Here is a 25,896-nt window from a genome sequence, read left to right as displayed (position 1 = left end):
AGATCGTGAAGAGGCTCGTTCTGAGCTGCGCCGTCGTCGTGCTCGCGGCGACGGCCTGCTCCCCCTCCACCGCGACGCCCGACCCCGTGTCCGCGCCCACTCCGGCCGTCACACCGCCCTCCCCGGGTGAGCCGCTGTTCTCCGCCGACCTCTCGGGCCGGAACAGGCTGCTGACCAACGAGTACGCGCACTGGAACAAGGGCAAGGGCGTCCGGTCCCAGCAGTGGGACGTCACCAGCGGTTCGCTGTTCCTGCGCGACGGCGTCGGCTGGTCCGGCAGGCCCGACGCGAAGCTTCCCGACAAGCTGTCCAGGACCGGGAACAACTCCTCGGTCTTCCGCATGACGACGCGGCAGAAGAACTTCCGCGACGTCCGGGTCGACCTGAAGCTGCGCAACCTCGGGCTGAGCAAGCAGGCCACCTCGGGCGGCTGGGACGGCGTCCACCTGTTCCTGCGCTGGCAGAGCGAGCGCGACCTCTACGCCGTGACGCTCAACCGCCGCGACAACACGGTCGTCGTCAAGCGGAAGCTGCCCGGCGGATCGTCCAATGGTGGCCACTACGCGGAGATCCAGCGGGAGCCCTACAGCGTCCCGGAGGGGCTGTGGCAGCCGTTCAGCGTCACCATCCAGAACACCGGCCCCACCGTCACCATCATGATCTTCGTGAACGACCGGCTGATCCTGAAGGCGGAGGACAAGGGCACCCGGATGCCCCTGAAAGCCGACCGCGGTCCGCAGATCACCAAAGCCGGTGCGGTGGGCATCCGGGCCGACAACTGTGAATTCGAGTTCTCGGATTTCAAGGTGTATGCGCTTTAAGTAGACAAGTGGCGCTATACACCAGTGTTACGCCATACTCTTAGGCCGACATAGGATCACGGGGAGCGTGATGGAACGCCGGTCACTCCCGGTACTGCTGGGACTAGCAGCGGTACTGGTCACGAGCGCGTGCAGCACCGCGCCGCCCAAGGTCGTCACCCCTGATGACGTGCCTTCGACGTCCGCCTCGCCGAAGAGCGGAGGCAAGGACAAGGGCGCGAAGGACGCGCCGCAGGTCCTCGCCGACGGCCCCTTCCAGGTCGGTCCGCTGTACCCGGTCGGCCCCGGTCTCGACGGCAAGACCGGCAAGAAGAAGGGCGGCGGGAGCACTCCCGCCCCCGGCACCACCACGCCGCCCCCGCCGAACGACACGCCCGCTCCCGGCGCCGTCATCAACGACACCTTCGACGGACCGGACCGCCTGGTCACCAACGCCTGGGCCAAGTGGAACCGGGCCGGCGCCACCTCCCCGATCTGGGAGGTCACCAGCGGCTCGCTGTTCCGGCGCAACGGGGTCGGCTACTCCGGCTACCCCGACAGCGCGGAGCCGAACGCCGAGTCCTCCAACGGGACCGGGTCCAACATCTTCCGCGCCGACACCAAGCGGCGCGACATGAAGGACGTCCGGGTCGATCTGAAGATCCGCAACCTCGGGCTGCGCAGCGGCGGGCCCGACACCGACGGCATCCACGTGTGGCTGCGCTACCAGACCCAGTTCGAGCTGTACGTCGTGTCGCTCAACCGGCGTGACAACTCGATCGTCATCAAGAAGAAGCTCGCCGGCGGGACCGAGAACGGCGGGACCTACCACGAGCTCGGCCAGACGGGCTACACGGTCCCCTACGGCAAATGGCAGTCCTTCTCCCTCTCGATCCGGTCCGCGGGCGACGCGGCCGTCATCACGGTCAAGCAGGGCGGCCGTCAGCTGCTCTCGGTGACCGACCGGGGGACCGGCGGGCACGTCATCACCAACCAGGGCGCCGTGGGCGTCCGGGCGGACCGGTGCGAGTTCGAGTTCACGGACTTCCGCGTCTACAACCTCTGATCCCCCCGGCCCGGCCGCAGCTCGGCCGAAGCCGTCTCTTCGCCTGCTCGACCACCCCACAGCTCGGAGCTCGAATGTCCTCACTCAAGATGCGCTGCCTGGCCATCGGCCTGTCGGCCGTGGCCGCGGGCGCCGCGGTCTACCCGGCCGCCCCCGCAAGCGCCGCCCCCGGCAAGGTCGTGGTCAGCCTGACCTTCGACGACGGCCTGTCGAACCAGATCGAGAACGCGCTCCCGGTGCTCAACAAGCACGGGGTCAAGGGCAGCTTCTACATCGTCAGCCGTCGCATCGGCGGCAACGGCATCATGACCGAGGGCCAGATCAAGGGCCTGCAGAACCAGGGGCACGAGGTCGGCGGGCACACCGTGTCCCACTCCGACATGCTGAAGCTGACCCAGAACGAGGTCCGCGACGAGCTGTGCAACAGCCGGGTCGACCTGAAGGCGCTCGGCGTCAGGGTCACGACGCTGGCCTACCCGTTCGGCCACTACGACGCGGGCGTCCAGCAGGCCGCGCGCGACTGCGGCTACAACGCCGCCCGCCGGGTCGGCCCGATCCGTCCCGACGGCGGCCCGGTCGCCGCCGAGACGCTCCCCGCCGCCGACGTCATGGCCGTGCGCGCCCCCGCGTCCTTCGACAACAAGACGACCGCGGCCACGATCGAGAACTACGTCGAGAACGCCATCGACGCGGGCGGCGGCTGGCTGCCGATCACCTTCCACACCGTGTGCGGCACGGCGCCCTGCGCCGACGACTACGGGGTCGGCGCCAACGTCATGGACCAGTTCCTGACCTGGGCGAAGGCCAACCCGAACGTCGAGTTCAAGACGATGGACCAGGTCGTCGGCGGGGCCGAGAAGCCCGCCGTGCCCGGCCCGTCCCGCGCGGCCGACCTGAAGACGGCCGTCGAGGGCCCGGCGCAGGCCAAGGCCGGTACGACCGCCGCCTACACCGTGAGCACCACCAACGGCGGCCTGACGGCGGCCAACGGCGTGAAGACCGTCGTCAACGCCCCCGCGCTGACCGGGATCAAGGCTCCGGGCTGCGCGGTCGCCGGCACGGTCATCACCTGTGACCAGGGCGCGATCGCCGCGACCACCGAGAAGAAGGTCATCGTCACCGGCAAGGTGAACGGCGCCGTCGGCGCGGTCGTCAAGGTCTCCGCCGACGCGACGACCACCTCCACCGAGTGGGCGCTCCCGAACAAGAGCGAGTTCGGCACCCTGCTCCTCAAGGCGTCCGCCAAGCTCAAGGCCGACATGGCGCTCAAGGCGAGCACGCTCGGCGCGCTCAAGTCCAAGAAGACCGCCAAGCTGAAGCTGACCCTGGTGAACCGGGGCGGCGGCACGGCGAAGAACGTCGTCCTGATCGCCCAGCTCCCCAAGGGCCTGAAGATCGTCTCGGTCGCGGGCTGCAAGCGGTACGGCAAGCACGCGATCAAGTGCAAGGCCTCCTCGTTCAAGCCGGGCGCGACCCACACCATCTGGGTGAAGTTCAAGACGCCGAAGCTGAAGAAGGCCGTCAAGGTCGCCTTCACCGCCAAGGTGACCACGACCTCCGCCGAGACCACCAAGAAGAACAACAAGGTGCGGATCGTCCGAAAGTTCGTCAAGTAGCAAAAACTTTCCGAGGGGCCGTCCGAACCGGGCGGCCCCTTTTCGCGTCTCTCATAGACCTGAATGACCGACTTTCGGAGCCCGCATGCCCTCCCTGAAGACCCGAGCCGCGGCCCTCACCCTCTCCGTCCTCGCCGCGGGCTCCGCCCTGTCAGCCGTCGCCGCGCCCGCCCACGCCGCGGCGCCCGGCAGGCCCGTCCTCACCCTGACCTTCGACGACGCCCTCTCCAGCCAGTTCGCCAACGCCCTTCCGGTGCTGAACAAGCACGGGGTGAAGGCGACGTTCTACGTCATCACCGGGCGCGTCGGCGGGGGCGGCAACCTGAGCTGGCAGCAGGTCAAGGACCTCCAGAACCAGGGCCACGAGATCGGCGGGCACACGATCTCCCATCCCCACCTGGCCGGGCTCGGCGCCGACGATCTGCGCCGCGAGCTGTGCGACAGCCGCACCACACTGCTCCAGCAGGGCCTGAAGGTCAGCAGCCTCGCCTACCCCTTCGGCGAGTACGACGGGGCCGTCCAGGACGCGGCGCGGGCCTGCGGCTACGACAACGCCCGTCGCACCGGCCCGATCCGTCCCGACGGCACGCCCGTCGCGGCCGAGACCCTGCCGCCGGCCGACCGGTTCGCCGTCCGGGCGCCCGCCTCGTTCAAGAGCGGGACCACGGCCGACGACCTCAAGCGGTATGTGAACAACGCCGTCCAGGCCGGCGGCGCCTGGCTGCCGCTGACCTTCCACGACGTCTGCCCGGCCGGCACCTGCGCCGATGACTACGGCGTCTCCGCCCAGGTCATCGACCAGTTCCTGACCTGGGCCCGGACCCAGCCGGTCGACTTCGGCACCGTCGCCCAGGCCATCGGCGGACGGGTCCAGCCGCCGCCGAAGCCGCTGGAGTCCGACCTCAAGGTCACCCTCACGGGCCCCGTCCGGGCCAAGCCCGGCACGACCGTCGCCTACCAGGTCACCACCTCCGACGGCGGCGACCGTGACGCGACCGGTGTGAAGACCGTCGTCCGGGTTCCCGGCCTGACCGGCGTCACCGCGCCCGGCTGTGCCGTCGCCGGCACGACCGTCAGCTGCGACCAGGGCGGCATCGCCCAGGGTCAGAGCAGGAAGGTGACCGTCACCGGGAAGCTCACCGGGACGCCCGGCCAGAGCCCGAAGGCGACCGCCGCCGCGACCTCCACCTCGCCGGAGAAGAACCCCGCCGACAACGGGGCCGAACTCGGCACGCTGATCCTCAAGCCGGACGCCGTCCTGCGGGCCGATCTGAAGCTGACGGGATCGGTCAGCGGGAGGCTGAAGTCCGGCCGGACGGCCTCCCTCAGGCTGACCCTGGCCAACAAGGGGAACACGAGCGCGAAGAAGGTCGTCCTCACCGGCACGCTGCCCCGCGGAGTGAAGATCCTCTCCGTGAAGGGCTGCAAGCGCCAGGGCAGGACCGGCATCCGGTGCACGTTCGCCGACTTCCGCGCCGCCCGGAAGGCCGTGATCACGGTGAGGTTCCGTGTTCCCCGGCTGAAGAGGTCCGTGCGGAAGACGCTCTCGGCCTCGGTGCGGACCTCCAGCGTGGAGACGTCCAGGAAGAACAACTCCGTGAAGATCGTCCGTCGTTTCACCCGGTAGGCCCGCCCACCCCGTGAGGTGCCTCCGTCACCTTGAGTGACATCATGGGGGGATGAACAGTCGGACCTTCCATGTCGAGATCACCCGCAGCGGCGATCAGCTGACCGGGACCGTCCAGGAACTGGACGTCCACGCCCACGCGGCCGACCGCGCGTCGCTGACACGGGCCCTGCTGGCCGAGATCGCCGTCCGGCACGGCCTCAGCGCCCTCGGGCCCTTCACGCTCTCCTACGAGGGCGTGGAGGGCTCCTGGGCCGAGCGGGTGGTGGCCGAACACGTCCCGCTGCTCCACGCCGACTCTCGGCGCGGTCCCGCCGGACCCCGTGGGCCCGCGGGACCGCCCGGCGAGCGGGGACTGCCCGGAACGGTCGCCGCCATGGGCCTGCGCGGCCCGGCCGGACCGCGTGGCGAACGCGGCCCCGCGGGGGACGGCGAGGCCGTCGCGGAGCTGCGCCGGTCGATCCTCGATCTCCAGCGGCGCCTCGACGTGCTGACGGCCCACGGGGCCTGGGCGGTGGCTGCCTCGGCCGTCACGGGGACCGGCCTGCCCGGCTCGCTCCTGTCCGAGCCCGGCGACGGCACCCTGCGCACCCGCCCCAGGACGGCCGCCTCCGCCATCCCCGCCAGGCCGGAACGGCCACCGCTGGTCAGCGCGCGGAACGCCGCCGGAGCCGGGCTGGGCCTCGCCGGCGCCGCCGCCTTCCTGATCTGGCGCCGGCGCCGCTGACCCTCTCGGAACTCAGCCGAGATGGCGTTCGATCGTCTCGACCTTCGAGGTCAGGCCGTCGGTGACGCCCGGCCGGATGTCGGCCTTCAGCACCAGGCTCACGCGCGGCGCGCGGGCCTCCACCGCGGCGACGGCGTCCCCGACGACCGCCATGACCTCGTCCCACGAGCCCTCGACGGTCGTGAACATCGCGTCCGTCCGGTTCGGCAGGCCGCTCGCCCGCACCACGCGGACGGCCTCGGCCACGATCTCCCCGACCTCCTCACCGACGCCCAGCGGGGTCACCGAGAACGCAACGAGCATGATCCTCTTCCTCCGTCAGATCTTCTTGATGTCCAGCAGCCCCTGCGCCGCCTGGTTCCTGATCACCTTTTTGTCGAACTTGCCGACCGAGGTCTTGGGGATCTCGGGGACCGTGGTCCAGCGCTCGGGGAGCTGCCAGCGGGCGATCTCGCCGCCGAGGAAGTCGCGCAGCTCGGCGTAGTCGGCGGTCATGCCGGGGCGCAGGACGACCGCGGCGAGCGGGCGTTCGCCCCACTTCTCGTCCGGTACGCCGACGACCGCGGCCTCGGCGACCGCCGGGTGGGCCATCAGATGGTTCTCCAGCTCCACCGAGGAGATCCACTCGCCGCCGGACTTGATGACGTCCTTGGCCCGGTCGGTGAGCGTGAGATAGCCGTCGGGGCTGATGTGGCCGACGTCCCCGGTCCGCAGCCAGCCGTCGTGGAACTTCTCCGGGTCGTCCGCGCGGTAGTACGAGGCGGTGATCCAGGGCCCGCGGACCTCGAGCTCACCGACGCTGGCGCCGTCGTTGGGCAGCACGGAGCCGTCGGGGCCGATCAGCCGCGACTCGACCGAGGCGATGAAGCGGCCCTGGGTGAGGCGGTGGGCGCGGACGGCGTCGGCGTCGGCGCCGCGCGGCGGCCTGGCCAGCGAGCCCAGCGGGGACATCTCGGTCATGCCCCAGGCGTGCAGGAGGGTGATGCCCATCTCGTCGTAGGCGTCCATGAGGACCGGCGGGCAGGCGGAGCCGCCGATGACCGCGCTGGTCAGGGACGAGATGTCGGCGTCGGGCGTCGCCTTGACGTAGCCGAGCAGGCCCTGCCAGACGGTCGGCACGCCCGCGCCCTTGTTCGGCCGCGACGCCTTGACGAACCCGGCGAGCGGCTCCGGGGTGAGGAAGCGGTCGGGCATCGACAGGGAGCAGCCCGTCAGGAACGCCGCGTAGGGCAGGCCCCAGGACAGCACGTGGAACTGCGGGACGATCGCGAGGACCTTGTCGCGGAAGGACAGGTCGAAGACGTCCGGCGCGACGAGCGAGAGCGTGTGCAGGTAGATGGAGCGGTGGCTGTAGACGACGCCCTTGGGGTCGCCGGTCGTCCCGGAGGTGTAGCACATCGCGGCGGCCTGGCGTTCGTCGAGATCCGGCCAGTCGTAGGTGGCGGGACGGCCCTCGAGCAGGGTCGCGTAGTCGTGCACCGTGACGCCCTCGGGGGCGTCGAGCTCGCCGGGGCCGTTCACGATGACGTGCCGGACCGTCTCCATCCGCGGCAGCAGCGGGGCGAACAGCGGCAGCAGCGAGTTGTCGACGACCACGACGGTGTCCTCGGCGTGGTTCGCGATGAACACGACCTGGTCGCCGGGGAGGCGGATGTTGAGCGGATGCAGGACCGCGCCCATGCTCGGCGCCGCGAGGTAGACCTCGAGGTGCTCGGCGTTGTTCCACATGAAGGTGGCGACGCGGTCTCCGTCGCCCGTGCCGAGCTCCTTCAGGGCGTGGGCGAGGCGGGCCGCTCCGGCGCCGATCTCGGCGAACGTGGAGGTTCTCAGCCCACCCGGTTCCGCGGTGTCGACGGTGGCGGTGGAATGCCGGTTAAGGCCGTGTTCCATGATCCGCCGGATCTGCAGCGGGACGTCCTGCATGGTGCTCAGCACATGGTCTCCTCGGGCTCGATGTGCCGCACGGTAGACCATGCGGTCGGCACCCGAAAAGAGGGAAACCGCTGTTAGCGTCGGGATATGGCAGAACGCGTACATGAGGATGGCACCGTCGGTGACTGGGACGGCCGGGACATCGACGGAGAGACCTTCAGGCGCGTGCTGTTCGTGGACCTCGACCTGATGGAGATCGACGTCCGGGGGGCCGTGTTCGAGGAGTGCACCTTCCGGCAGGTGCGGTTCAACGCCTCGACCCACGCCGAGTCGGCCTATCTGAACTGCACGTTCGCCGGATCGTCGTTCTTCGACGCCTCCTTCACCTCGTGCAAGATGACCGGCAGCGGGTTCGAGCGGTGCGACTTCGGCCTGTTCAAGGTCGACGGCGGCGACTGGTCGTTCGTCGCGATGCCGGGCTCCGACCTGCGCGGCAGCTCCTTCACCGGGGTGCGGATGCGGGAGGCGGATCTGACGGGCGTCCGGCTCGACGGGGCGGACCTCCGTGACTGCGACCTGAGCGCGGCCTGGCTGCACCGCTCGGCCCTGACGGGCGCCGACCTGCGCGGCACGGTCTTCTCCGACCTCGATCCCCAGGCCTTCGACCTCAAGGGCGCGATCATCACCCCGCAGCAGGCCGTCACGCTGGCGGCCGCCCTCGGCCTCGAGGTGAAGCCCTGAGGTGAGGCCGCGAGACAAGGCCTTCAGGGCTTGAGCGGGAGTTCCATGTGGTCGGCCAGGTCGTCGACCATGCGGTGGACCAGGTCGGCGAGCTGGTGGCGTTCGGAGGCCGACCAGTCCGACAGGGCCTCCTCCATCCACTGGAGGCCGATGGCGCGGATGGAGTCCATGGCGTCGCGGCCCGCGGGGGTGACGCGCACCCGGTGGGCGCGGCCGTCGATGGGGTCGGGGACCCGCGTGAGATAGCCCACGCGTTCCAGCCGCTGGATCTGCCGGGTGACATGCGGCGCCTCGACGTTCAGCCGGGACGCGAGCTCGCTGGGCCGCATCGGGTCGGCGGCCTCGCTGAGCAGGCGCAACACGGGCAGGGCCGCCCGGTCGATGGGCACCCCGGCGGCCGCGACGGTCCGGTCGTGCTGGCGGGCACGGGTGAGCAGATGAGCGACACGGGTGAGCGCGCGCTCGATCTCGACGATGTCCTCCGGTGCCTGCATGGCCCAAGCGTATGGCTATATTACTTAACTTAAGTAACTACTTTCCTACGCCCCCCGGGAGAGCGCATGACCACCGAGACAGCCGAGACCACAGGACGGCCGGGACCCGCCCCTGCCCTCCCGCACACCGGGCTCACCCTCCTGGCCCTGGCCACGGCCGGGATGGTCGTCTCGGTGCAGCAGACCGTCGTGATCCCGCTGCTGCCGCGGCTCATGGCCCAGTTCGACACCTCCGTCACCGCGGTGACCTGGGTCTTCACCGCTTCGCTGCTGGCCGGCGCGGTCGCGACCCCGCTGCTGTCGCGGTTCGGCGACATGTACGGCAAGAAGCGGATGATCCTGGTCGTCATGGGCCTGCTGGTGCTCGGGTCCGCGGTCGGCGCGTTGTCGGAGTCTCTGCCGGTCCTCGTGTTCGGCCGGGTGCTCCAGGGCGTCTCGACCGCGTTGATCCCGCTGGCCATCGGCGTCATCCGCGACGCGTTCCCGCGCGAGAAGATCATGGGAGCGATCGGGATCGTGTCGGCGACCATGGGCGTCGGCGGAACCCTCGGGATGATCGTCACCGGGCTGATCGCCGACCGGACGACCAGCCACCACCCGGTCTTCTGGATCACCACGGTGCTGGCCGCGGCCGGGCTCGCCCTGGTCGCCTGGGCCGCGCCCGACACCGGGAACCGCTCCGGCGGCCGTCCCGACCTCGTCGGCGCGGCGCTGCTCGCGGGCTGGCTGGTCTGCCTGCTGATGGCCATCAGCCAGGGCAACAAGTGGGGCTGGGCGTCCGGCGGGGTCCTCGGCCTGTTCGGGGCGGCGGCCGTGCTGTGCGCGGTGTGGGTCAGGGTCGAGACGCGCGTCAAGGAGCCGCTCGTGCGGCTGCGCCTGCTGGTCGGCCGGCAGTCCCTGTCGGCGAACGTCGCCTCGGCGCTGCTGGGGTTCTCGATGTTCGCGGCGTTCACGCTCACGTCCAACTTCATCCAGACCGACCGGGACGCCACCGGGTACGGGTTGTCCGGCTCGGTGCTCGACGTCGGCATCTACGGCCTGCCCAGCACCTTCACGATGCTGATCTGCTCGATGTTCGCGGGCCGGATCGCCGCCCGGCTGGGCTCGGCCTACACCCTCGCGATCGGCAGCGTCTTCGCCGCGTTCAGCTATGTCTGGCTGGCCGTCGCCAACAGCCACGTCCACGACATGCTGATCTTCGGCGCGCTCCAGGGAGTCGGCTTCGGCATCGCCTACGCCGCGCTCGGCACACTGGCCGTCCAGCACGTGCCGATGGCCGAGAGCAGCATCGCCAGCGGGATCAACTCCCTGGTCCGCACGACCGGCGGCAGCGCCGCCGGTGCGATCACCGCCGCGATCCTCGCCGGGCACACCCTCTCCTCCGGCGCCCCCACCCTCACCGCCTACCAGATCTGCTTCTGGCTGGTCGCCGCCGCCGCGATCCTCACCACCGGCGTGGCGCTCCTCCACGCCATCCGCCACCCCCACGAGGCCTGAGCGCGCCGGGAACGGTCCCGTGCCCCCGTCTCAGCCGAGGGCCTTCTCCAGGACGGCCCGGCAGGCCTCGCGGCGCACCTGGTCGCGGGGGAAGCGGCGGGAGCACTCGCGGGAGACCCACGCGGGCACCGGGCGCGGCTCGGCCTTCCGCGGCTTCTTGCCGGGCCGGACCTGGTGGGAGACGGGCTTCTCGGCGGAGGGCCGCGGCCGGGCCTGCACGGGACGTCCCTGCGCCGGACGCCCGTCCCGGGCGGCTTCGTCCTGGGTCCTGGACGCCTCGGGCCCGGGGGCGCCGAGCCGGGCCGGCAGCGGCGGGACGCGGTCCTGCCCGCCGGACTCCGTGGCCTGGGCCGTGGGCGTCCGCCCGGGAAAGGCCAGCGGTACCGGGACGTCCCGGGGCCAGGCGACGGCGGCCGCCACGACCAGCACCGCCGCCGACGCCACGGCGGCCGCGCGCACCGTGATCCGCCGGGGCCCGAACGGGCGGAGCGGCGTGCTGTAGAGCGTGCAGGCCGGGAGCCGGTCGGAACGCTTCCCCATGAGTCACCCTTCGCCGCCGTGTCACCACTCCCCGACATTGTCGGGGCGGGGTCACGGCGACGGCACCCGTTCGCGACGCTTTCTGCCTGCCCTTTCTCCGCTGGGCCCGACATACCGGTTTATTCCGCGTCCGTCGGGCACTACATGTGAAGCAAATTCACCAGTAGGAGGAAGGCATGCGCGCCGGATCCGTAATACTCATTCTCTGGCTTCTGATCGGACTCGCCGCTGCCATCCAGCGCGACTATTTCGACGACTCCGACGCCAACTGCTCCAAGACCTCGACGGTCGCCGTCACGATCGTGGCGGGCCCGCTCAACTACCTGGGCGCCAACCCCAAGATCGAGTGCAAGACCCCCGAGCCCAGCAAGTAGGCCGGACGACGGGAAAGGGCGCGGACCCGGTCACACCCGGGTCCGCGCCCTTCCCTGTGCTCCGGAGCTTCGGGTCCGGTCCCCGTCTCAGTCGGAGGAGTCGACCACGTCACGCGGCTGACGGCCTTCCAGCCACCGCTCGTGCAGCCGCCTGGCCGTCTCCTCGTCCACGTCCAGGGCCGCGCCGATGTCGGCCCAGGAGGCCCCGGCCTCCCGCGCGGCCCGGACCGAGAGCTGCTGCCCGTACGCGGCCTTCTTGGCGATGACCTCGCCGAGGGCCAGCAGTTCCAGGCACTCCTCGCGGCCCAGCGGCTTGATGTCGGGCTCGTCGGGGGCCGCCAGCACCTCGCGGGTGCGCAGGGCGTCGTACCGCCCGACGGCCGTCAGCAGCGTGTAGCGGCGCTCGAGCTCAGCGGGAGTGGCCATGTCCTCGACTCTTCGTCAGATGCGGATGATCGTCAACCCCTCGTCGCCGCAGCTGTCCCTGCGCCAGGCGACCCACCGGTCGTAGTAGTGACCCGCGTCGTGGAAGCCCGCGGCGGGCTTCAGCGGCGGGGTGGTCGCCTTCACGAGCACGGCGCAGGCCTCGGCGGGCGGGGCCGTGGTCGTGGGGTCGAAGCGCGGCAGCTCGGTCCACCAGACGCGCAGCATGGTCTGGTAGGGCACCTCCCAGGTGAACCGCGAGTCGAGCGCGACGATCTCGCCGGACTTCACCGGCGGCCTGGACAGCGTGTCGGCGTACTTGTTCCACTCCCGCGTGCCCTTGACCGTGATGGCCTGGGCGGCGGCGCCGTCGATCGCCAGGATCGCCACCGCCAGGACGCTCGCCCCCACGGCGGTGGACTTGGCCTGCCCGATCCACCGCTCGGGGGCCCGCAGGAACAGCGCGAGACCGGTCGCGATCCCCGCCAGCGCCGCACCGGTGATCGAGGCGTCGCGCATGTGGAGAGCGTTCCAGTCACCGGTCAGGAAGGACATCTCGGGGAAGTCCGCCGCGTAGAACTGGTCGGTCGTCAGCAGATCGCCGGCGTAGGAGTAGACCGCGAAGTACCCCCCGGCGATCAGCAGGATGCCGCCGACCCCGGCGAGGAACACCTTCCCGATCCCGGCCCGCACCAGGACGACCATCCCGGCCAGGCTGTAGGGGATCGCGAAGAAGCTCAGGTACCGCCCGTAGGCGTAGTTGCCGACCCGGTGCTCGACCGGCAGCGCGGCGCACGAGGCGACCGCGAGCCCGACCGTCGTCGCGATCATGACGGCCGCGAGCAGGCGTTCCTGCCGGGGCCGCGACGGCATGAAGATCACGGCCACGGCCGCGGCGATGCCGATGGCGGCGAGCCCCCAGGTGCTGACGCCCAGGTACCAGATCTGCCCGGACGCTCCGGAGCCCGATCTGATCAGGCCGTCCACGCTGGTCATCCGCTGGACGAGCAGATCACCGAGGGAGCGGGGGCCGTCCGGGTAGATCTCACTCACGATGTACCGGTTGAGCAGGGCTCCGAGGACGTAGACGAGCCCGAGGACGCCCATCGAGGCGAACGCCAGCAGCCGGTGGGCCCTGCTCTTCCACGCCACGAACAGCAGCGTCAGGAAGTGCACGGCGACGATCACCGACCCGCGGGAGTGCACGGCGGAGGCGTAGCCGGCCAGGATGCTGCACATGAGCGTCGCGGAGACGGTCCGCTTGCGCATGAAGGAGTGGAGCGCCAGCAGCCAGCCCATGATGACCACGGGAAGCAGCGCGTCCGACCACACGAGCTGGCCGTACCAGATCCCGACGGGCAGCGCGGCGAGCGCGAACGCGGCGGCGTAGGCGGCCTTCCGTCCCACGTCGAACCGGCGCAGGCCGACGTAGGAGAGGGGGAACAGCAGCGCGCCGATGAGCGAGTTCAGCCCGACAGCGATCTTGAAGACCTGGTCGGGGTCACGGGTGATCCAGTAGATCGGCGTCAGCAGGAGGGAGTATCCGGCCTGGTAGAAGGTTCCGCCGGAGAGATCACCGCCCACGCCTCCGGACAGCACGCGGGCCGCCATCAGATACCCGATCTCGTCCGCACTGGTGATCGGGGCGCTCTGCTCCCGGGCGAGCCACCAGCGGATGACGGCCTGGACCGCCCATCCGAAGACGAGGAAGGCGATCCACAGACCGCGCCGTGGCGTCTTGCGCTCATCGGCGAGGGGCGTTCCGGTCACGTATTCACGATCCGACATGATCGGCATCGGCCGACTCTAGTTGAGCCAGGTGACCAACTTCAGCACATAAGGCTAAAAAAGAGCGATTTTCCACCCACTGTGACTGGTCCAGTCATCGCCCGGTCACGACGCGTCAGGCTTTGCATCAATCACCGTACTGACAAGTAGACGGGGTCTTTTTCGTTCGCATCGGACTATCCCCGGGCATCCCGGACGCCGCAGGGTGAAAGGCCCACCGCGCAGAAGGAGGCAAGCCCTGTGAGCAGGACACGTGTTGTGGTGACCGGCCTCGGAGCCACGACCCCCCTGGGCGGGGACGTCTCCTCGACCTGGGAGGGCCTTCTCGCCGGACGGACCGGTGTGACGCGTCTCACGTGGGACTGCGTGGAGGACCTGCCGGTCCGTTTCGCCGCGCAGGCCGCGGTGGAACCCTCCGACAGCGGCGTCCTGTCGGCCGAGCGGAGGGAGCGCCTGGACCGCGGCCAGCAGTTCGCCCTGATCGCCGCGACCGAGGCGATGCGCGACGCCGGCTACGACTACTCCTCCGAGGACGGCCTGCGCGTCGACCCCGACCGTCTCGGCGTCGTGCTCTCCACCGGCATCGGCGGGCTCCAGACGGCCATCAAGAACTACGACGGCTATCTCGAGTCGGGCTGGGAGGTCGTCTCCCCCGGCACCTACCCGATGATGCGGCTGGACGGCGGGTCCACCGAGGTCTGCCGCGAGTTCAAGGCCTACGCGGGCAGCCACGGGCTGTCGAGCGCGTGCGCGTCCAGCGCGGAGGCCGTCGCCTACGGCATGGACATGATCCGCAACGACCGGGCCGACGTCGTGATCGTCGGCGGCACCGAGGCGTGCGTCCACCCGCTGCAGATCGCGGCGTTCGGGGCGATGCGGGCGATGTCCACCCACAACGAGGAGCCCGAGATCGCCTCCCGCCCGTTCGACAAGGCGCGCGACGGCTTCGTGCTCGGCGAGGGCTCGGCCATCCTGATCCTGGAGTCCGAGGAGTTCGCCGCGGCCCGCGGGGCGCGCGTCCACGCGATCGCGGCCGGGGTCGGCTACTCCTCCGACGGCCACGACATGGTCCAGCCGCCCGAGGACGGCCGCGGCGCCGCGAAGGCCATGAGCCGCTGCCTCGCCAACGCCGAGCTGGACCCGGAGCAGATCGTCCACATCCACCCGCACGCCACGGCGACCCCGCAGGGCGACGTCGCCGAGATCAACGCGATCAAGACCGCGTTCGGCGCGCACGCCTACAACCTGCCGCTGACCGGCACGAAGTCGATGACCGGGCATCTGCTCGGCGGCGCGGGCGCGCTCGGCGCGCTGATCACCATCCTGACCCTCCGCGAGGGCCTGATCCCGCCGGTCCGCAACCTCGTCGACCTCGACGACGCCGTCGACCTCGACATCGTCACCGACGAGCCCCGCAAGCTCCTGCCCGGACCCGCCTCGGCGCTCGCCAACTCCTTCGGCTTCGGCGGCCACAACGTCACCCTCGCCTTCACCCGGGTCTGATCCCGGCTAGGGTCGGCGCCATGCGGATCACGGTGGCGAGCGAGCCGGGCCGGGCCGACCGGGAGAACGAGGACTTCGCCGGGGCCGTCCCGGGGGCGGCCCTGGTCGTCGACGGGGCCACGGCACCGCCGGGCGTCGCGTCCGGATGCGTGCACTCGGTCGCCTGGTACGCCAGGACGCTCGGCGGCCTGCTGCTCGGCACGGTCACCGACCTGCGGCTGAGCCTGGCCGAGGCGCTGGAGTTGGCCATCGCCCAGGTCGGCCGGATCCACTCCGGCGGCTGCGATCTGGGCAGCCCGCACTCGCCGTCGGCGACCCTCGCGATCGCCAGGGCGCGCGGCGGGCTGCTGGAGTACCTCGTCCTGTGCGACTCCACGGTCCTGCTCGACCACCGCGACGGCACCGCGGAGGCCGTCACCGACGACCGGCTGGACCTGCTCCGACCGCGCATCGCGACCCCGCCGGAGGGCGCCGACCCCCTCGCCTACGAGCGTCTGGGCCCGGTCGAGCGGTTCGCCGCCCACCGCAACCGGCCCGGCGGATTCTGGGTCGCGGCGGCCGACCCCCTGGCCGCCCGTCAGGCCCTTACCGGCGCCGTCCCCCTCGACGAGCTGCGCTCGGTCTCCCTCCTGACCGACGGCGCGACCCGGCTGGCCGACCTCTTCGCCACCCTGTCCTGGCCCGATCTCCGCACGATCCTCACCACGGACGGCCCCGCCGGCCTGATCCGCCGCACCCGCAAGACCGAGGCCGCCACCCCTCCGGCGAGCGGCAAGCCCTCCGACGACGCCACCGCCCTGCACTGGCCCCTCACCGGCTGACGGGCGGCCCGGGGGGCGATGGTCAGACCGGGAAGCCAGGGAGTGAGACGCGGGTGAAGAGCTCGATCTCCTCCTGGATCTCCAGGGCCTGACGGTGCGGGGTGCGCTGGTTCAGGGCGCCGTGCACCAGGTTCATCGTGGTGTTGAGCTCGGAGATCCGCTGTTCGGGCGGGAGATCGAGGACGGGCCGGAGCGACGCGGCCGCGCCCTCGATCTCACCGCTCCTGGCCTGGGCCAGGGCGAGGCTGAGGAAGGAGTCGGCCTGGCAGCTGAAGTCCCATCCGGCCTGGTTCTGGTCGGTGTACATCTCGATCGCCTCCAGCGCGTAGCGCTCGGCGTTCGCCGACTCGCCCGGCAGGCTCGCCAGGGTCCGGGCCGCGTAGTAGGTCTGCCGGGCGGGGAGGAAGGAGCAGATCCCGCCGAACTCGTCCAGATCGTTGGTGACGACCTGGTCCTGGGCCTGGGTCGCCCGCTCGATCATCGCCTTGGCCTGAGCGGCGTCACCGAGGGCCGCGTGCGCCCTGGCCTGGCAGGCGTAGAGCCAGGGGGCGGAGGTCGTCCGGGCGGTGCTGGCGAACTCGGTGCCCGCCAGGGCGTACCTGACGGCCTCCCGCGGCTGGCCGGTCCAGAAGCAGATCAGCGACTGCAGGCCGCGGATCCAGGCGCGCAGCCCGTTGTGGTCGGCGTACTCGGCCCACATGAAGGCGGTGCGGGTGTGGGAGAGCGCCACATGCGGCTTTCCGAGATCGTGCGCCGCGTAACCGAGCATCCCGCCGACGATCGTCGCGAGGAAATAGAGCTGCCGGGCGTTGGCCGGTTTCTGTCTCAGTTCGAGCTGGGAGAAGACCGATTCCTGTGCACTGATCAGGCGGCCGAGAAGATTCGGCAGAGGTGTCACGAGATAGGTCTGGGCGAGACCCATGATCTCGTCGGCCAGTTCCTCCACCCCTTCCGCACTGACCGGAAGGTGCCTTGACATAGCGAATTCCCTCGACCGTTCTGCGGCCGTCATCAGCCTCTCCACATCGGATTGCGTCTGGGTGTTCTCGATGGTGTCAGCGGGGTTCGGTGCCGCGGCCGCGGGGTCGAACGGCCGCAGGAGATCGCTCACCGAGAGCCCGAACATCGTCTGGAGGACCCGCCGGGTCGCCGGCGTCGTTCCCGCCCTCTCCCCGGAGGCGAGCCGCCGGAGATGCCTGGCCGAGATGCTGACACCGCGCTCGTCGAGCTGCCGTGCGACCTTGGAGAACTCGCGGACGAGCTCCTCGTAGGTGTGGTCCTGCTGACGGAGAAGGAACTCGAGTACGGTGCGCGGCTGCTGGGATTCTCTCCCTGCCATGACGGCTCCTCTCGGCCGGCGTCCTGCGATCGACGATACGTGGCGATTTACCGCAGCGGAATGCCGGTCCCGCTCCGGTCCGCTAGCCGTCCCCTTACGGTCCGCCCCGGCATCTCGTGATGTCCGCACATAACAGCCGAGAATTTCCCCAGAGGTCGGGCAAACCGACCACAACGGCCTCAAAAATGGTCTGGGAGATTCACATGAATCGTCGTCGCGGCATTCTGTGCGGGCGCGCCGGGCGCGCCGCCCAAGTGATCCTGCCGCTGTTCCTGCTCGTCGTTTCGGAATCCGTCCAGCTGTTCGCGGCGGCCGGAGTCTCGTTCACCCTGGCGGCCGTCTCGGCCTTCTGCCAGGTCTCGTCGGAGCTCTACAGGACCGCGCGGAAACGGCACCGCGAACCCGATCCCGAGATCATCGCCTAGACGAAGACGCCGTGCGGGTCGAGGGCGGTCCGCACGGCGCGGAGGCGGGCGGGGGCGTCCGGACGGCCCGTGCCCTTCTGGTCGCTGCTGTAGTTCAGGTACGCGTCGTGGTGGCTGAGGTAGGGGGCCAGGACGTCGCGGACGGAGGCGATCCAGTCCATGTTCGCCTCGTCGTCGGCCCGGTCGTGCCAGGCCCCGGTGATCAGTGCGGAGAGCCTCGGCTCGCGCGTCGGGAAGGAGGTGGGCAGCGGCGGCCGCGTGTAGGCGCCGTGCAGGTTCTCCAGGAAGACGATGCTGCGCCCGGACGGGCTGCGCCGGATCCGCCCGGCCAACGCGACGATCAGTTCGGGACGGACCATCGCGGGGTAGCCGGCCGTCCAGTACGAGCGCAGGCCCGATCGGGAGGGTTCGTCGATCATCGTCTGGAGCGAGACGTACGACCTCGGCCGGACGGTGTCGGACATGATCCCCGGCAGCCGTCGCAGGGCGTCGATCCTGGCCAGGTCGCGGGGGCCGGGCCCGTGCATCGCGACATCGACCGAGAGCATCGGCACGCCGTCACGGAACAGGAAGGACGGCCCGAGCATCGTCGACGGCACCGGATCGGACATCAGCTCCGCGACGGCCCCCGCCCAGTCGCCCACCCGGTCGAGATCGACCGCGAACGACCCGCCGTGCACGGGGAGCAGCGGATGCGCGCGGAACCCGAACTCCGTCACCACGCCGAGCCCTGCGCCCGAACCCCGCAGCGCCCACATCAGTTCGGGCGTCGCGGCGTCGTCCGCCTCGATGACGGTGCCGTTTCCGGTCACGACCCTCGCGCCGACCAGGCTGTCGCACGCGAGCCCGTACGAGGGCAGCAGCCACCCGATCCCCCCGCCGAGCGTCAGCCCGCCGACCCCGGTCGACGACACGGTCCCCCCGGTGACGGCGACCCCCGCGGCCTCGCAGACGGCGTCGGTCTTCAGCCACACGGCCCCGCCCCCGACCGTGATCCGCCGCCGGTCCGCCGCGACATGGTCGATCCCCCCGACGTCGACGACCACGGCCCCGTCGGCCACGCTCCGCCCCGCCACCCCGTGCCCGGTCGACCGCACGACGACCCCGAGGCCCGCCTCCCCGGCCTCCACCACCACGGCCCGCACCTCATCCTCGGACCTGCAGTACACGACCGCCGCCGGCCTCCGCTCCACCACCGCGTTGTGCACGGCGCACGCCGCCCCATACCTCCCGTCCCCGGGCCGCACCAGCCGGTCCCCGAACCGCCGCACCAACCCCTGCGATCCCCACACCAGAACCCCCCAGAAGCTCCCGAATCACCCCATGGGAACACATCCCTCCGCCCCCGACACCCCCCACCCGACACACAAATCCACCCCACGCCTTTCTTGGGGGCCAGAAGACCGACATCTCCAAAATAGTGACGTAATGTAAGGGATAGCTAGCTTTAAGCTATTCAGGGAGGTTGTGATGCAGCCGATCCCAGGTCCCGGCGGAGCGGGACAACAGCCCTACTGGCAGCCGCGTCCGCCGGGGAAGAACAACACGGGAATGATCGTCCTCATCGTGGTGGGGGTCTGTGCGCTCTTCTTCGGCGGCTGCGCCGTGCTCTTCGGGATGGCGTTGAACGACGAGGCGCGGAAGACGGCGCGCAACACCGGGACCGCGGAGGAGGCCGGAGAGCCGGCGCCCTCGGCGACGGCCCAGGACGCGGGTACGGCCGCGTTCAAGAGCGTCAGGGTCAAGGGCTGCGAGGTCAACATCCTGGGCTTCCCCGAGGTCACCGGGACGGTCGTCAACACGGCCACCACCAAGGGGCAGGTGCGGGTCGGCTTCGACATCACCGACGCGGAGGGGACGCGCATCGACGCCGCGGTCGCCTATGTCGCGGATCTCCGTCCGGGGCAGCGCGGGAACTTCACCGCCGTGGCTCTGACCTCGGCCGGCACCGATGAGATCGTCTGCACCCTGGCGGATGTCAAGGTCGGGTCCTAGAGGTCAGCGGCGGCCGCCCGGTTCCCAGGGGTGGACCTCGACGGAGGCGTAGGAGGCGGGGGACAGGACGGCGCAAGCCGCGGCGGGGGTCGGGGCCCGGAGGAGGGCGGCGGTGCCGAGGGGGCGGGTGCCGTCGTCGGACAGGAGGGGGCCGAAGGCGATGAGGTCGTCGCGGGCGGCCGGGAGGGAGAGGGCGGAGGGGGTGGCGGGGGCCAGGGCCATGACCAGGTAGCGGGGGGGTGTCGGCGCGGAGGTCCGGGAAGTCCCACATGGTGCGGCCCAGCAGGTTGTGCCAGCGGCGGACCATGACGTCGCGGTAGACGCCCGCCTGGTAGCCGGGCTCCTCGAACGCGAACGTGCGGGCCGCGGCCGGGTCGGGGAGGTCGGCGATGTGGACGCTGCCGGTGGCCGTCTCACCGTCGTCGCCGAGGGTCGGCCCGCGGGCGATCAGCTCCTTCGCGAACCGGTCCATGTACGACCAGTGCGCCTCCAGCAGCTCGTCGCGCAGCGCTCCCGATCCGGGACGGTCGCGGTGGTAGCAGAAGAACTCCATCCCGCCAGTGTTCCCGCCGGTCACGGGCCCCGCAACGAACGGCCTCTGGCCGCCCCCCGCGCCGCGACGTAGCGTGCCTTCAGTGATCGACAATCTCAGAAGAGCGCTCGGCCGCGCGGTGACCGACCCGAACCTCGACCTCTACTGCCTGATCGCGACGGCCCTGCTGTTCACGGTGCTCGGCGGCTTCGGCGTCTCCGACGTCAAGACGCTCTCGTCGGCCGTCCTGGCGCTGCTCGCCCTGCTGGCGCTGTCGCAGATCAGGTCGCGGAACCAGCTCACGGCCCTCACCGCGCGAGGGCCGGAGAACGCCGTCGAGCTGCACGCCGACTTCCCCGACGCCTACCACCTCCGCCGGGCCCGGGCGCGCGACTTCCTCTTCATCGGGACGGCCGGGACGCGCACCGTCCAGACGATGCGCCACGACCTCCGCCGCATCCTCACCGCGGGAGGAAGCGTGCGATTCCTGCTCATCGACCCCACGGACGACCGTCTCGTCCGGGAGGCGTCCCTCAACCAGGTCACCCCGGTCGACGCCGACCGCATCCGCGGCCGCGTCCAGGCGACCCTCGACGAGCTCACCCACCTGCGCGACACCACCGGCGGCACCCTCGAGATCAGGGTCAGCGCGTTCGTCCCCAACATCGGCTTCAACGGCATCGACATCGGCGCCCGCGACGGCGCGATCCTCGTCCAGCACTACGAGCACCGCCCGGAGGCCGAGCCCACGCCGATCCTCCACCTCCACCGCCGCGACGGCCACTGGTACGACCACTACGTCGCCGAGGCCCTCCGCATCTGGGACGACGGCCTCCCCTGGCCGTCATCGCGGCCCGCGCCCACCCCGGCCCCCGCCTTCACCGACGAGCACGGCCCCGAACTCGACGCCCAGCTCGCCTCCGCCCGCCGCCTCCTCGTCACCGGCGTCGCCCGCAACACCTTCGTCCACACCCGCTACTCGGCGCTCGAACGCCTCCTGACCTCCGGCTGCGAGATCCGCTTCCTCCTCCTCGACCCCGCCTCCCCCGCGGTCGAGACCGCCGCCGCCCGCTACTACGCCAACCGCTCGGCCGAGAGCCTCCGCCAGCGCATCCTCCACACCCTCCGCCTCCTAGAAGAGCTCCGCGAGAACACCCGCGGCCCCCTCTCCGTCCGCCTGACCGACCACCCCCTGGCCATCAGCCTCCTCGCCCCCGATCCCGCCCCCGAAGGCCCCCCGGCCCCCGCCCTCCACCTCGAGTACTACTCCTACCGAGCCCCCTCCCAGCCCAAGTTCTCCCTCCCCCCTGCCTCCCCCTGGACCCCCCACTTCCTCACCGAGGCCGAAGCCCTCTGGACCACCGCCACCCCGGTCTGAGCCCGGGCTCAGGGCAGGCGGTGGGTGGAGACGAAGGTCCAGATGGCGGCGTTGGCGTCGATGTCGTGGGTGGTGCCGCCGAGGAGGGGGCCGAGGAAGGGGATGCCGCCGGGCCAGTTGTGGCCGCCGCCCCTGATGCGGAGGAGTGTGACCGGGCCGTCGGACGGGCAGCCGTCGTAGGCGGAGCGGACCACGGTCGTGCCGTCGGCGGGGTCCAGGTCGGGGAGCGTCGTGTCGGTCGTGGTGGGGGCGCAGGAGTTGTTGCGGGCCCAGAACGCGGCGGAGACCGGGGCCTCGGCGTAGTCGACGACCGGGTCGGCGTCGCCGTGGATGAGGATGATCGGGATGTGCCGCCCGGGACGGCAGGTCGCCGGATCGTCGAGCTGTCCCGCGACGGGTGCGAAGGCCGCGAAGCGCCCGTTCTCGCAGGCCATCTTGCTGGTGAAGTAGCCGCCGTTGCTCATCCCCGACGCGTAGAGCCGCCGGGGATCGGCGTTGAACCGCGAGACCAGGATGTCCTGGAGCCGGTCGACGAACCCCGGATCGTCGACATCGGGATCCGGCGGGACGTCATGCTGCGACCCGACCTCCTGCCACGCGATCCCGTGGTGCTCCGGCGTGATCATGATGAAGCCGTGCTTCTGCGCGTAGTCGGCCATCCGCCCGAACAGCTCGGCCATCCAGGGCGTCTCGACGAGCCCGGGAAAGTGGAACAGCACCGGCCGCGGCGTCCCGTCGTAGTCGTCGGGCAGCCGCAGGATGGCGTTGCGCGCCTGCCCGGCGTGGGTGATGCGGATCGCGTGGTCGCCGGGGTCGGGCCGCCGGTCCTCGACCGTCAGCGCGACGTTCCTGAGCGCCGTCCCGCCTCCGCTCCGCACCAGCGCCGTGCCGCGCCAGGCCACCGTCCCGTCCCCGCGCGCCGTGACCCCGCCCGCGACGACCGCGGTGATCCGCACGTCCGCGCCCCGGTCCTCGAAGGAGAGGCTCCCGCCGAGCCCCAGCGGCCCGCGGCTGATCCCGACGGTCAGCGCCGCCCCGCCCGGAAGCGTCGCCGTGCCCCGGATCCTGTTGACGGCGTAGTCCCCGACCGTGTCGGTGACGGCGATCCCGCCCCCGGTCACGTCCGCGTCGAGCCGGTAGGCGGGCCCTCCCTCGACGGCCAGCACCACATGATCGGCCGGAGGAGCGGCGGCCCGTGCCCCGGAGGGCATCACGGCACAGAGGGCGGCGGCGGACAGCACGGCGAGAGCCGGGGGGTGGAGTCTCACCCGCCCAGCGTAGGTTCGCGGGGCGAAGAATCCGATAGTGATCCCGGACGCCGGAGGGCATCGTGGGGGGATGGCTGAGATCGGAACGGACGACGCGCGTCAGCTCGCCGGTGCCCTGCGGCAGGTACTGGAGGCCGCCCACCGGGCACTCGGCGGCGAAGGCCGGCCATCGGCGCTGGTGGAGAAGGTCACCGGACATCTCGGGGTGCCGCCGGCCGAGATGCTCGCGGTGTCGCAGTCGTTTCCGCCGTGGGAGCACGTCAACCTGCAGCGCGGCGTGGACGCCTACCTCACCGAGCCCGGCTGGTTCGGGATGTCCGGGCACGGCCTCGACCACGAGGACTTCCTCAACATCCTGACCAACGCCGCCCGGCACGGCATGTTCGAGCTGGGCAGGGCCAGGTTCGGCACCGCGCCGACCGGGCCCGCGACGAGCACCGAGGTCGTCGAGCTGGGCCTGGTGCACGCGGTGTCCCCCGGCGGAGAGGCCGTGGTGATCGGCCTGCGGACCGCGGGCGAGTTCTCCCCGTCCTGCCGGATTGACGTCCTGGCCGCCTCCGGCCGCGCCGCCACCGAGACCCGCGACGAGATCGTGCGCCTCATGCGCGTCCACGACGTGTTCCGCGGCCAGGTCCTGAGCTTCGGCGTGAGCGAACACCATGGCAACGAGCTGGTGACCTTCCTGCCGCGACCCCCGGTGCGCGCGGCCGACGTCATCCTGCCCGACGGGGTCCTCGACCTGATCGAACGCCATGTCGTCGAGGTGGCCGAGTGGTCGGCGGAGCTGCTCGCCGCCGGGCAGCACCTCAAGCGGGGGCTGCTGCTGCACGGCCCGCCCGGCACCGGCAAGACCCACACCGTGCGCTACCTGATCAGCTCGCTCGCCCACTGCACGGTGATCCTGCTGACGGGGCCCGCCATGCGGTTCATCGACGAGGCCGCCGCGCTGGCCCGGCGGCTCCAGCCGTCGCTGGTGGTGCTGGAGGACGTCGATCTGGTCGCCACGGACCGCGACCTCGACGGCGAGGACGGCCGGCCGCTGCTCTTCTCCCTCCTCGACGCCATGGACGGTGTGGGCGGCGACGCCGACGTCAGCTTCGTCCTCACCACCAACCGCGCCTCGGTCCTGGAGAAGGCACTCGCCGAGCGTCCTGGACGGGTCGATCTCGCGGTGGAGATCCCTCGCCCCGACGCCGCCGGCCGCGCCCGGCTGCTCGCCCTGTACGGCAGGGGAGTGGACGTCCAGGCCGATCCGGGCCCCGTCGTCGAGGCCACCGAGGGCGTGACCGCCTCCTACGTCAAAGAGCTGGTCCGCCGCGCCGTCCTGGCGGCCCTGCGCGAGAGCGGGACGACCGTCCTGCACGACCGCCACTTCGCCGCCGCGGGGGCGGAGATGGACCACGGCGGACGGCAGCTCACCCGGGTCCTGCTCGGCGCGGACCCCGGCGACTCCTTCGACGAGGACTGGGACGACGAGGACTGACGGGCCCGGACGCACGGGCGTCCGGGCCGGTTCCCCGTCAGCGGGAGACGAGGTCGGTCGCGGGCAGCGGTTCGGGCACGTCGCCGGCCTGCTGCGGAGCGGGCCGGGGGGTGTTCATCAGCAGGCCGACGAGGACGGCCCCGGCCAGCAGGATGACCACGGCCCAGACACCGGCCGCGCCGAACCCCTCGAGCACCGCCTGACGCACGGTCTCCGGTGATTTCCCGTGCGAGCCCAGGTAGTCGATGGACGCGCTCGCGGCGATGGTGTTGAGCAGGGCGATCCCGAGGGAACCGCCGACCTGCTGGGCGGTGTTGACGCCGGCCGAGGCCACGCCCAGGTCGTCCGGGCCGACACCGTGGGTGGCGTAGTTCAGCCCCGCAGGCATGATCATTCCGGCGCCGAATCCGAACAGGAGCTGCGCGACGAGCACCCCGCCCGCGTAGTGCGTCCCGGTCTCCAGGGTGATCATCCACAGCATCCCGGCGGCGCACACGAGCATCCCCGGGACGATCAGCAGCCGCGGCGCGACCCTCGGCAGCAGCCGGGTGGTGAGCCCGCCGGCCGACAGCAGCATCGCCGCGACCATCGGCAGGAACGCGACGCCCGTCCTGACCGGCGAGTATCCCTTCACCGCCTGCATGTAGTAGGTCATGAACAGGAACGCCCCGAACATCCCGACGACCGTCACGCCCACGGCCAGGTAAGCACCGCCCCTGGTCCGGTCGGCGATCACGTGCGGCGGCAGCAGCGGCTCCCGCACCCTGCTCTCGACCAGGGCGAACGCGGCGAGCAGCAGGGTTCCGGCGGACAGCAGGCCGAGGACCGTCGCGGAGCTCCAGCCGTCGGACTCGGCCCGGCCGGTGCCGTAGACGATCGCGACCAGCCCGCTGGTCACCAGGAACACACCGGGAAGGTCGAACCGGGCCCGGCCCGCGCGCCGCGACTCGGTCAGCAGGGCGTAGCCCCCGGCAGCCGCGACCAGCGCGATCGGGATGTTGACGTACAGGCACCAGCGCCAGTCCAGGTACTCCGTCAGCGCGCCGCCGGCCAGCAGCCCGATCGCCCCGCCCATGCCGGAGATCGCGCCCCAGATCCCGAACGCCTTGGCGCGGTCGCCCGGCTCGGTGAACGTGATGGTCAGCAGCGACAGCGCGGACGGCCCGAGCAGCGCCCCGAACGCGCCCTGCAGAGCCCGCGCGGTCAACAGCAGCTCGAAGCCGCCCGCCGCCCCGCCGAGCGCCGACGCCCCGGCGAAGCCGATCAGCGCGATCAGGAAGATCCGCTTGCGGCCGACATGGTCGGCGATCCTGCCGCCGAGCAGCAGCAGGCTCCCGAAGGCCAGCATGTACGCGGTGATGATCCACTGCCGGTCGCCGTCGGAGATCCCCAGATCACGCTGGAGCGACGGCAGCGCGATGTTCACGATGGTCCCGTCCAGGACGATCATCAGCTGAGCCAGCCCGATGAACAGCAGCGCGGCCCAGCGGCGCGAGTCCGGGGGCCTTTCCTTCGTGGTCACCATGATCGTCCTCACTCACTACGGTGTCAGATGCCCAAGAGATGCCGGCGGCCCGATCGACGTGA

Annotated in this window: 25 protein-coding genes and 1 pseudogene; 14 read left to right on the top strand and 12 right to left on the bottom strand. The window is 71.2% G+C overall.

All coding sequences use genetic code 11. The features are described 5' to 3' along the window. The first annotated feature begins 5 nt into the window (after positions 1–5). The 5 genes from ABD785_RS26460 (at position 6) to ABD785_RS26440 (ending at position 5,836) form a co-directional block, all read left to right on the top strand. Positions 6–821 (top strand): hypothetical protein, encoded by an 816-nt coding sequence (locus ABD785_RS26460; RefSeq protein ID WP_344833348.1) that lies wholly within the window; start codon positions 6–8, stop codon positions 819–821. 70 nt (positions 822–891) lie between these two features. Further along, on the top strand, positions 892–1,866 hold the full coding sequence (locus ABD785_RS26455) for a hypothetical protein (protein WP_344833346.1): 975 nt from the start codon (positions 892–894) through the stop codon (positions 1,864–1,866). A gap of 74 nt (positions 1,867–1,940) precedes the next feature. Further along, positions 1,941–3,482: a polysaccharide deacetylase family protein gene (locus ABD785_RS26450; RefSeq protein ID WP_344833343.1), complete on the top strand. Its 1,542-nt coding sequence runs from the start codon at positions 1,941–1,943 to the stop codon at positions 3,480–3,482. 85 nt (positions 3,483–3,567) lie between these two features. Continuing rightward, the gene (locus ABD785_RS26445) at positions 3,568–5,109 is read left to right on the top strand and encodes a polysaccharide deacetylase family protein (protein ID WP_344833340.1); all 1,542 of its coding nucleotides are present in this window, start codon (positions 3,568–3,570) and stop codon (positions 5,107–5,109) included. 52 nt (positions 5,110–5,161) lie between these two features. Continuing rightward, entirely contained in the window at positions 5,162–5,836 is a 675-nt protein-coding gene (locus ABD785_RS26440; protein ID WP_344833338.1) for a hypothetical protein, read from the top strand. 12 nt (positions 5,837–5,848) lie between these two features. Here the strand turns inward: ABD785_RS26440 and ABD785_RS26435 are convergent, their stop codons facing one another. Further along, on the bottom strand, positions 5,849–6,139 hold the full coding sequence (locus ABD785_RS26435; RefSeq protein ID WP_344833335.1) for a thiamine-binding protein: 291 nt from the start codon (positions 6,137–6,139) through the stop codon (positions 5,849–5,851). Between the two features lie 15 nt (positions 6,140–6,154). Next, a complete protein-coding gene (locus ABD785_RS26430; RefSeq protein ID WP_344833333.1) occupies positions 6,155–7,771 on the bottom strand; it encodes a long-chain fatty acid--CoA ligase in 1,617 nt (538 codons plus the stop codon). An 84-nt stretch (positions 7,772–7,855) separates the two neighbouring features. Between ABD785_RS26430 and ABD785_RS26425 the strand changes: the two genes are divergently transcribed. Further along, positions 7,856–8,449, top strand: a complete 594-nt coding sequence (locus tag ABD785_RS26425) for a pentapeptide repeat-containing protein (protein ID WP_344833330.1) — start codon at positions 7,856–7,858, stop codon at positions 8,447–8,449. Positions 8,450–8,472: 23 nt separating this feature from the next. Here ABD785_RS26425 and ABD785_RS26420 read toward each other — a convergent pair whose 3' ends face one another. Then, positions 8,473–8,943 carry a MarR family winged helix-turn-helix transcriptional regulator gene (locus ABD785_RS26420; protein WP_344833328.1) on the bottom strand — a complete coding sequence of 157 codons (471 nt, stop codon included), beginning with the start codon at positions 8,941–8,943 and terminating at the stop codon, positions 8,473–8,475. Positions 8,944–9,009: 66 nt separating this feature from the next. Here ABD785_RS26420 and ABD785_RS26415 point away from each other — a divergent pair, with 66 nt between their 5' ends. Further along, on the top strand, positions 9,010–10,440 hold the full coding sequence (locus tag ABD785_RS26415; RefSeq protein WP_344833325.1) for an MFS transporter: 1,431 nt from the start codon (positions 9,010–9,012) through the stop codon (positions 10,438–10,440). Between the two features lie 30 nt (positions 10,441–10,470). On the opposite strand, the gene ABD785_RS26410 is transcribed toward ABD785_RS26415, so the two are convergent. Beyond that, on the bottom strand, positions 10,471–10,980 hold the full coding sequence (locus ABD785_RS26410) for a hypothetical protein (RefSeq protein WP_344833322.1): 510 nt from the start codon (positions 10,978–10,980) through the stop codon (positions 10,471–10,473). 176 nt (positions 10,981–11,156) lie between these two features. Between ABD785_RS26410 and ABD785_RS26405 the strand changes: the two genes are divergently transcribed. Beyond that, positions 11,157–11,354 (top strand): hypothetical protein, encoded by a 198-nt coding sequence (locus ABD785_RS26405; RefSeq protein WP_344833319.1) that lies wholly within the window; start codon positions 11,157–11,159, stop codon positions 11,352–11,354. An 87-nt stretch (positions 11,355–11,441) separates the two neighbouring features. Here the strand turns inward: ABD785_RS26405 and ABD785_RS26400 are convergent, their stop codons facing one another. Beyond that, positions 11,442–11,780 (bottom strand): hypothetical protein, encoded by a 339-nt coding sequence (locus ABD785_RS26400; protein WP_344833316.1) that lies wholly within the window; start codon positions 11,778–11,780, stop codon positions 11,442–11,444. A 15-nt stretch (positions 11,781–11,795) separates the two neighbouring features. Beyond that, positions 11,796–13,574, bottom strand: coding sequence for a glycosyltransferase family protein (locus ABD785_RS26395; protein ID WP_344833314.1), 1,779 nt, complete (start codon positions 13,572–13,574; stop codon positions 11,796–11,798). Between the two features lie 231 nt (positions 13,575–13,805). Between ABD785_RS26395 and ABD785_RS26390 the strand changes: the two genes are divergently transcribed. Both ABD785_RS26390 and ABD785_RS26385 read left to right on the top strand, forming a co-directional pair. After that, the gene (locus ABD785_RS26390) at positions 13,806–15,068 is read left to right on the top strand and encodes a beta-ketoacyl-[acyl-carrier-protein] synthase family protein (RefSeq protein ID WP_344833311.1); all 1,263 of its coding nucleotides are present in this window, start codon (positions 13,806–13,808) and stop codon (positions 15,066–15,068) included. 20 nt (positions 15,069–15,088) lie between these two features. Beyond that, positions 15,089–15,889 (top strand): integrase, encoded by an 801-nt coding sequence (locus ABD785_RS26385; RefSeq protein ID WP_344833308.1) that lies wholly within the window; start codon positions 15,089–15,091, stop codon positions 15,887–15,889. A 22-nt stretch (positions 15,890–15,911) separates the two neighbouring features. Here ABD785_RS26385 and ABD785_RS26380 read toward each other — a convergent pair whose 3' ends face one another. Then, positions 15,912–17,228, bottom strand: a complete 1,317-nt coding sequence (locus ABD785_RS26380) for an NsdA family TPR-like regulatory protein (protein WP_344833306.1) — start codon at positions 17,226–17,228, stop codon at positions 15,912–15,914. A gap of 203 nt (positions 17,229–17,431) precedes the next feature. Here ABD785_RS26380 and ABD785_RS26375 point away from each other — a divergent pair, with 203 nt between their 5' ends. Further along, a complete protein-coding gene (locus ABD785_RS26375; protein ID WP_344833304.1) occupies positions 17,432–17,653 on the top strand; it encodes a hypothetical protein in 222 nt (73 codons plus the stop codon). Here ABD785_RS26375 and ABD785_RS26370 read toward each other — a convergent pair. Further along, a complete protein-coding gene (locus ABD785_RS26370; protein WP_344833302.1) occupies positions 17,650–18,861 on the bottom strand; it encodes an FAD-binding oxidoreductase in 1,212 nt (403 codons plus the stop codon). The two genes, ABD785_RS26375 and ABD785_RS26370, sit on opposite strands and share 4 nt — an antisense overlap. Before the next feature lie 262 nt (positions 18,862–19,123). Here ABD785_RS26370 and ABD785_RS26365 point away from each other — a divergent pair, with 262 nt between their 5' ends. Continuing rightward, positions 19,124–19,648 carry an FxLYD domain-containing protein gene (locus ABD785_RS26365; RefSeq protein ID WP_344833299.1) on the top strand — a complete coding sequence of 175 codons (525 nt, stop codon included), beginning with the start codon at positions 19,124–19,126 and terminating at the stop codon, positions 19,646–19,648. A 3-nt stretch (positions 19,649–19,651) separates the two neighbouring features. On the opposite strand, the gene ABD785_RS26360 is transcribed toward ABD785_RS26365, so the two are convergent. Further along, positions 19,652–19,870 carry a YciI family protein gene (locus tag ABD785_RS26360; protein ID WP_344833703.1) on the bottom strand — a complete coding sequence of 73 codons (219 nt, stop codon included), beginning with the start codon at positions 19,868–19,870 and terminating at the stop codon, positions 19,652–19,654. Between the two features lie 130 nt (positions 19,871–20,000). Continuing rightward, a pseudogene (locus ABD785_RS26355) lies at positions 20,001–20,201 on the bottom strand (YciI family protein); the annotation flags it as partial. 82 nt (positions 20,202–20,283) lie between these two features. Here ABD785_RS26355 and ABD785_RS26350 point away from each other — a divergent pair. Further along, positions 20,284–21,558, top strand: coding sequence for a hypothetical protein (locus ABD785_RS26350; RefSeq protein ID WP_344833296.1), 1,275 nt, complete (start codon positions 20,284–20,286; stop codon positions 21,556–21,558). 8 nt (positions 21,559–21,566) lie between these two features. Here the strand turns inward: ABD785_RS26350 and ABD785_RS26345 are convergent, their stop codons facing one another. Continuing rightward, the gene (locus tag ABD785_RS26345) at positions 21,567–22,826 is read right to left on the bottom strand and encodes a CE1 family esterase (protein WP_344833294.1); all 1,260 of its coding nucleotides are present in this window, start codon (positions 22,824–22,826) and stop codon (positions 21,567–21,569) included. Between the two features lie 70 nt (positions 22,827–22,896). On the opposite strand from ABD785_RS26345, the gene ABD785_RS26340 reads away from it, so the two are divergent. After that, complete coding sequence (locus ABD785_RS26340; RefSeq protein ID WP_344833291.1) at positions 22,897–24,309, top strand: AAA family ATPase; 1,413 nt, start codon at positions 22,897–22,899, stop codon at positions 24,307–24,309. A gap of 37 nt (positions 24,310–24,346) precedes the next feature. Here ABD785_RS26340 and ABD785_RS26335 read toward each other — a convergent pair whose 3' ends face one another. Next, entirely contained in the window at positions 24,347–25,834 is a 1,488-nt protein-coding gene (locus ABD785_RS26335) for an MFS transporter (protein ID WP_344833289.1), read from the bottom strand. Between the last annotated feature and the right edge of the window lie 62 nt (positions 25,835–25,896).

This window comes from Actinocorallia longicatena (genome assembly GCF_039534125.1).
Taxonomy (GTDB): Bacteria; Actinomycetota; Actinomycetes; order Streptosporangiales; family Streptosporangiaceae; genus Actinocorallia; species Actinocorallia longicatena.
This window is presented reverse-complemented; position numbering and strand designations above follow the sequence as displayed.

Excerpts from the sequence above, each read along its gene's own strand:
- ABD785_RS26415 (WP_344833325.1), top strand. The coding sequence starts at position 9,010 with ATGACCACCGAGACAGCCGAGACCACAGGACGGCCGGGACCCGCCCCT.
- ABD785_RS26420 (WP_344833328.1), bottom strand. The coding sequence starts at position 8,943 with ATGCAGGCACCGGAGGACATCGTCGAGATCGAGCGCGCGCTCACCCGT.
- ABD785_RS26375 (WP_344833304.1), top strand. The coding sequence starts at position 17,432 with ATGAATCGTCGTCGCGGCATTCTGTGCGGGCGCGCCGGGCGCGCCGCC.
- ABD785_RS26335 (WP_344833289.1), bottom strand. The coding sequence starts at position 25,834 with ATGGTGACCACGAAGGAAAGGCCCCCGGACTCGCGCCGCTGGGCCGCG.
- ABD785_RS26365 (WP_344833299.1), top strand. The coding sequence starts at position 19,124 with ATGCAGCCGATCCCAGGTCCCGGCGGAGCGGGACAACAGCCCTACTGG.
- ABD785_RS26435 (WP_344833335.1), bottom strand. The coding sequence starts at position 6,139 with ATGCTCGTTGCGTTCTCGGTGACCCCGCTGGGCGTCGGTGAGGAGGTC.
- ABD785_RS26450 (WP_344833343.1), top strand. The coding sequence starts at position 1,941 with ATGTCCTCACTCAAGATGCGCTGCCTGGCCATCGGCCTGTCGGCCGTG.
- ABD785_RS26445 (WP_344833340.1), top strand. The coding sequence starts at position 3,568 with ATGCCCTCCCTGAAGACCCGAGCCGCGGCCCTCACCCTCTCCGTCCTC.
- ABD785_RS26410 (WP_344833322.1), bottom strand. The coding sequence starts at position 10,980 with ATGGGGAAGCGTTCCGACCGGCTCCCGGCCTGCACGCTCTACAGCACG.
- ABD785_RS26425 (WP_344833330.1), top strand. The coding sequence starts at position 7,856 with ATGGCAGAACGCGTACATGAGGATGGCACCGTCGGTGACTGGGACGGC.
- ABD785_RS26360 (WP_344833703.1), bottom strand. The coding sequence starts at position 19,870 with ATGGCCCTGGCCCCCGCCACCCCCTCCGCCCTCTCCCTCCCGGCCGCC.
- ABD785_RS26340 (WP_344833291.1), top strand. The coding sequence starts at position 22,897 with ATGGCTGAGATCGGAACGGACGACGCGCGTCAGCTCGCCGGTGCCCTG.
- ABD785_RS26405 (WP_344833319.1), top strand. The coding sequence starts at position 11,157 with ATGCGCGCCGGATCCGTAATACTCATTCTCTGGCTTCTGATCGGACTC.
- ABD785_RS26400 (WP_344833316.1), bottom strand. The coding sequence starts at position 11,780 with ATGGCCACTCCCGCTGAGCTCGAGCGCCGCTACACGCTGCTGACGGCC.
- ABD785_RS26380 (WP_344833306.1), bottom strand. The coding sequence starts at position 17,228 with ATGGCAGGGAGAGAATCCCAGCAGCCGCGCACCGTACTCGAGTTCCTT.
- ABD785_RS26455 (WP_344833346.1), top strand. The coding sequence starts at position 892 with ATGGAACGCCGGTCACTCCCGGTACTGCTGGGACTAGCAGCGGTACTG.
- ABD785_RS26395 (WP_344833314.1), bottom strand. The coding sequence starts at position 13,574 with ATGCCGATCATGTCGGATCGTGAATACGTGACCGGAACGCCCCTCGCC.
- ABD785_RS26385 (WP_344833308.1), top strand. The coding sequence starts at position 15,089 with ATGCGGATCACGGTGGCGAGCGAGCCGGGCCGGGCCGACCGGGAGAAC.
- ABD785_RS26440 (WP_344833338.1), top strand. The coding sequence starts at position 5,162 with ATGAACAGTCGGACCTTCCATGTCGAGATCACCCGCAGCGGCGATCAG.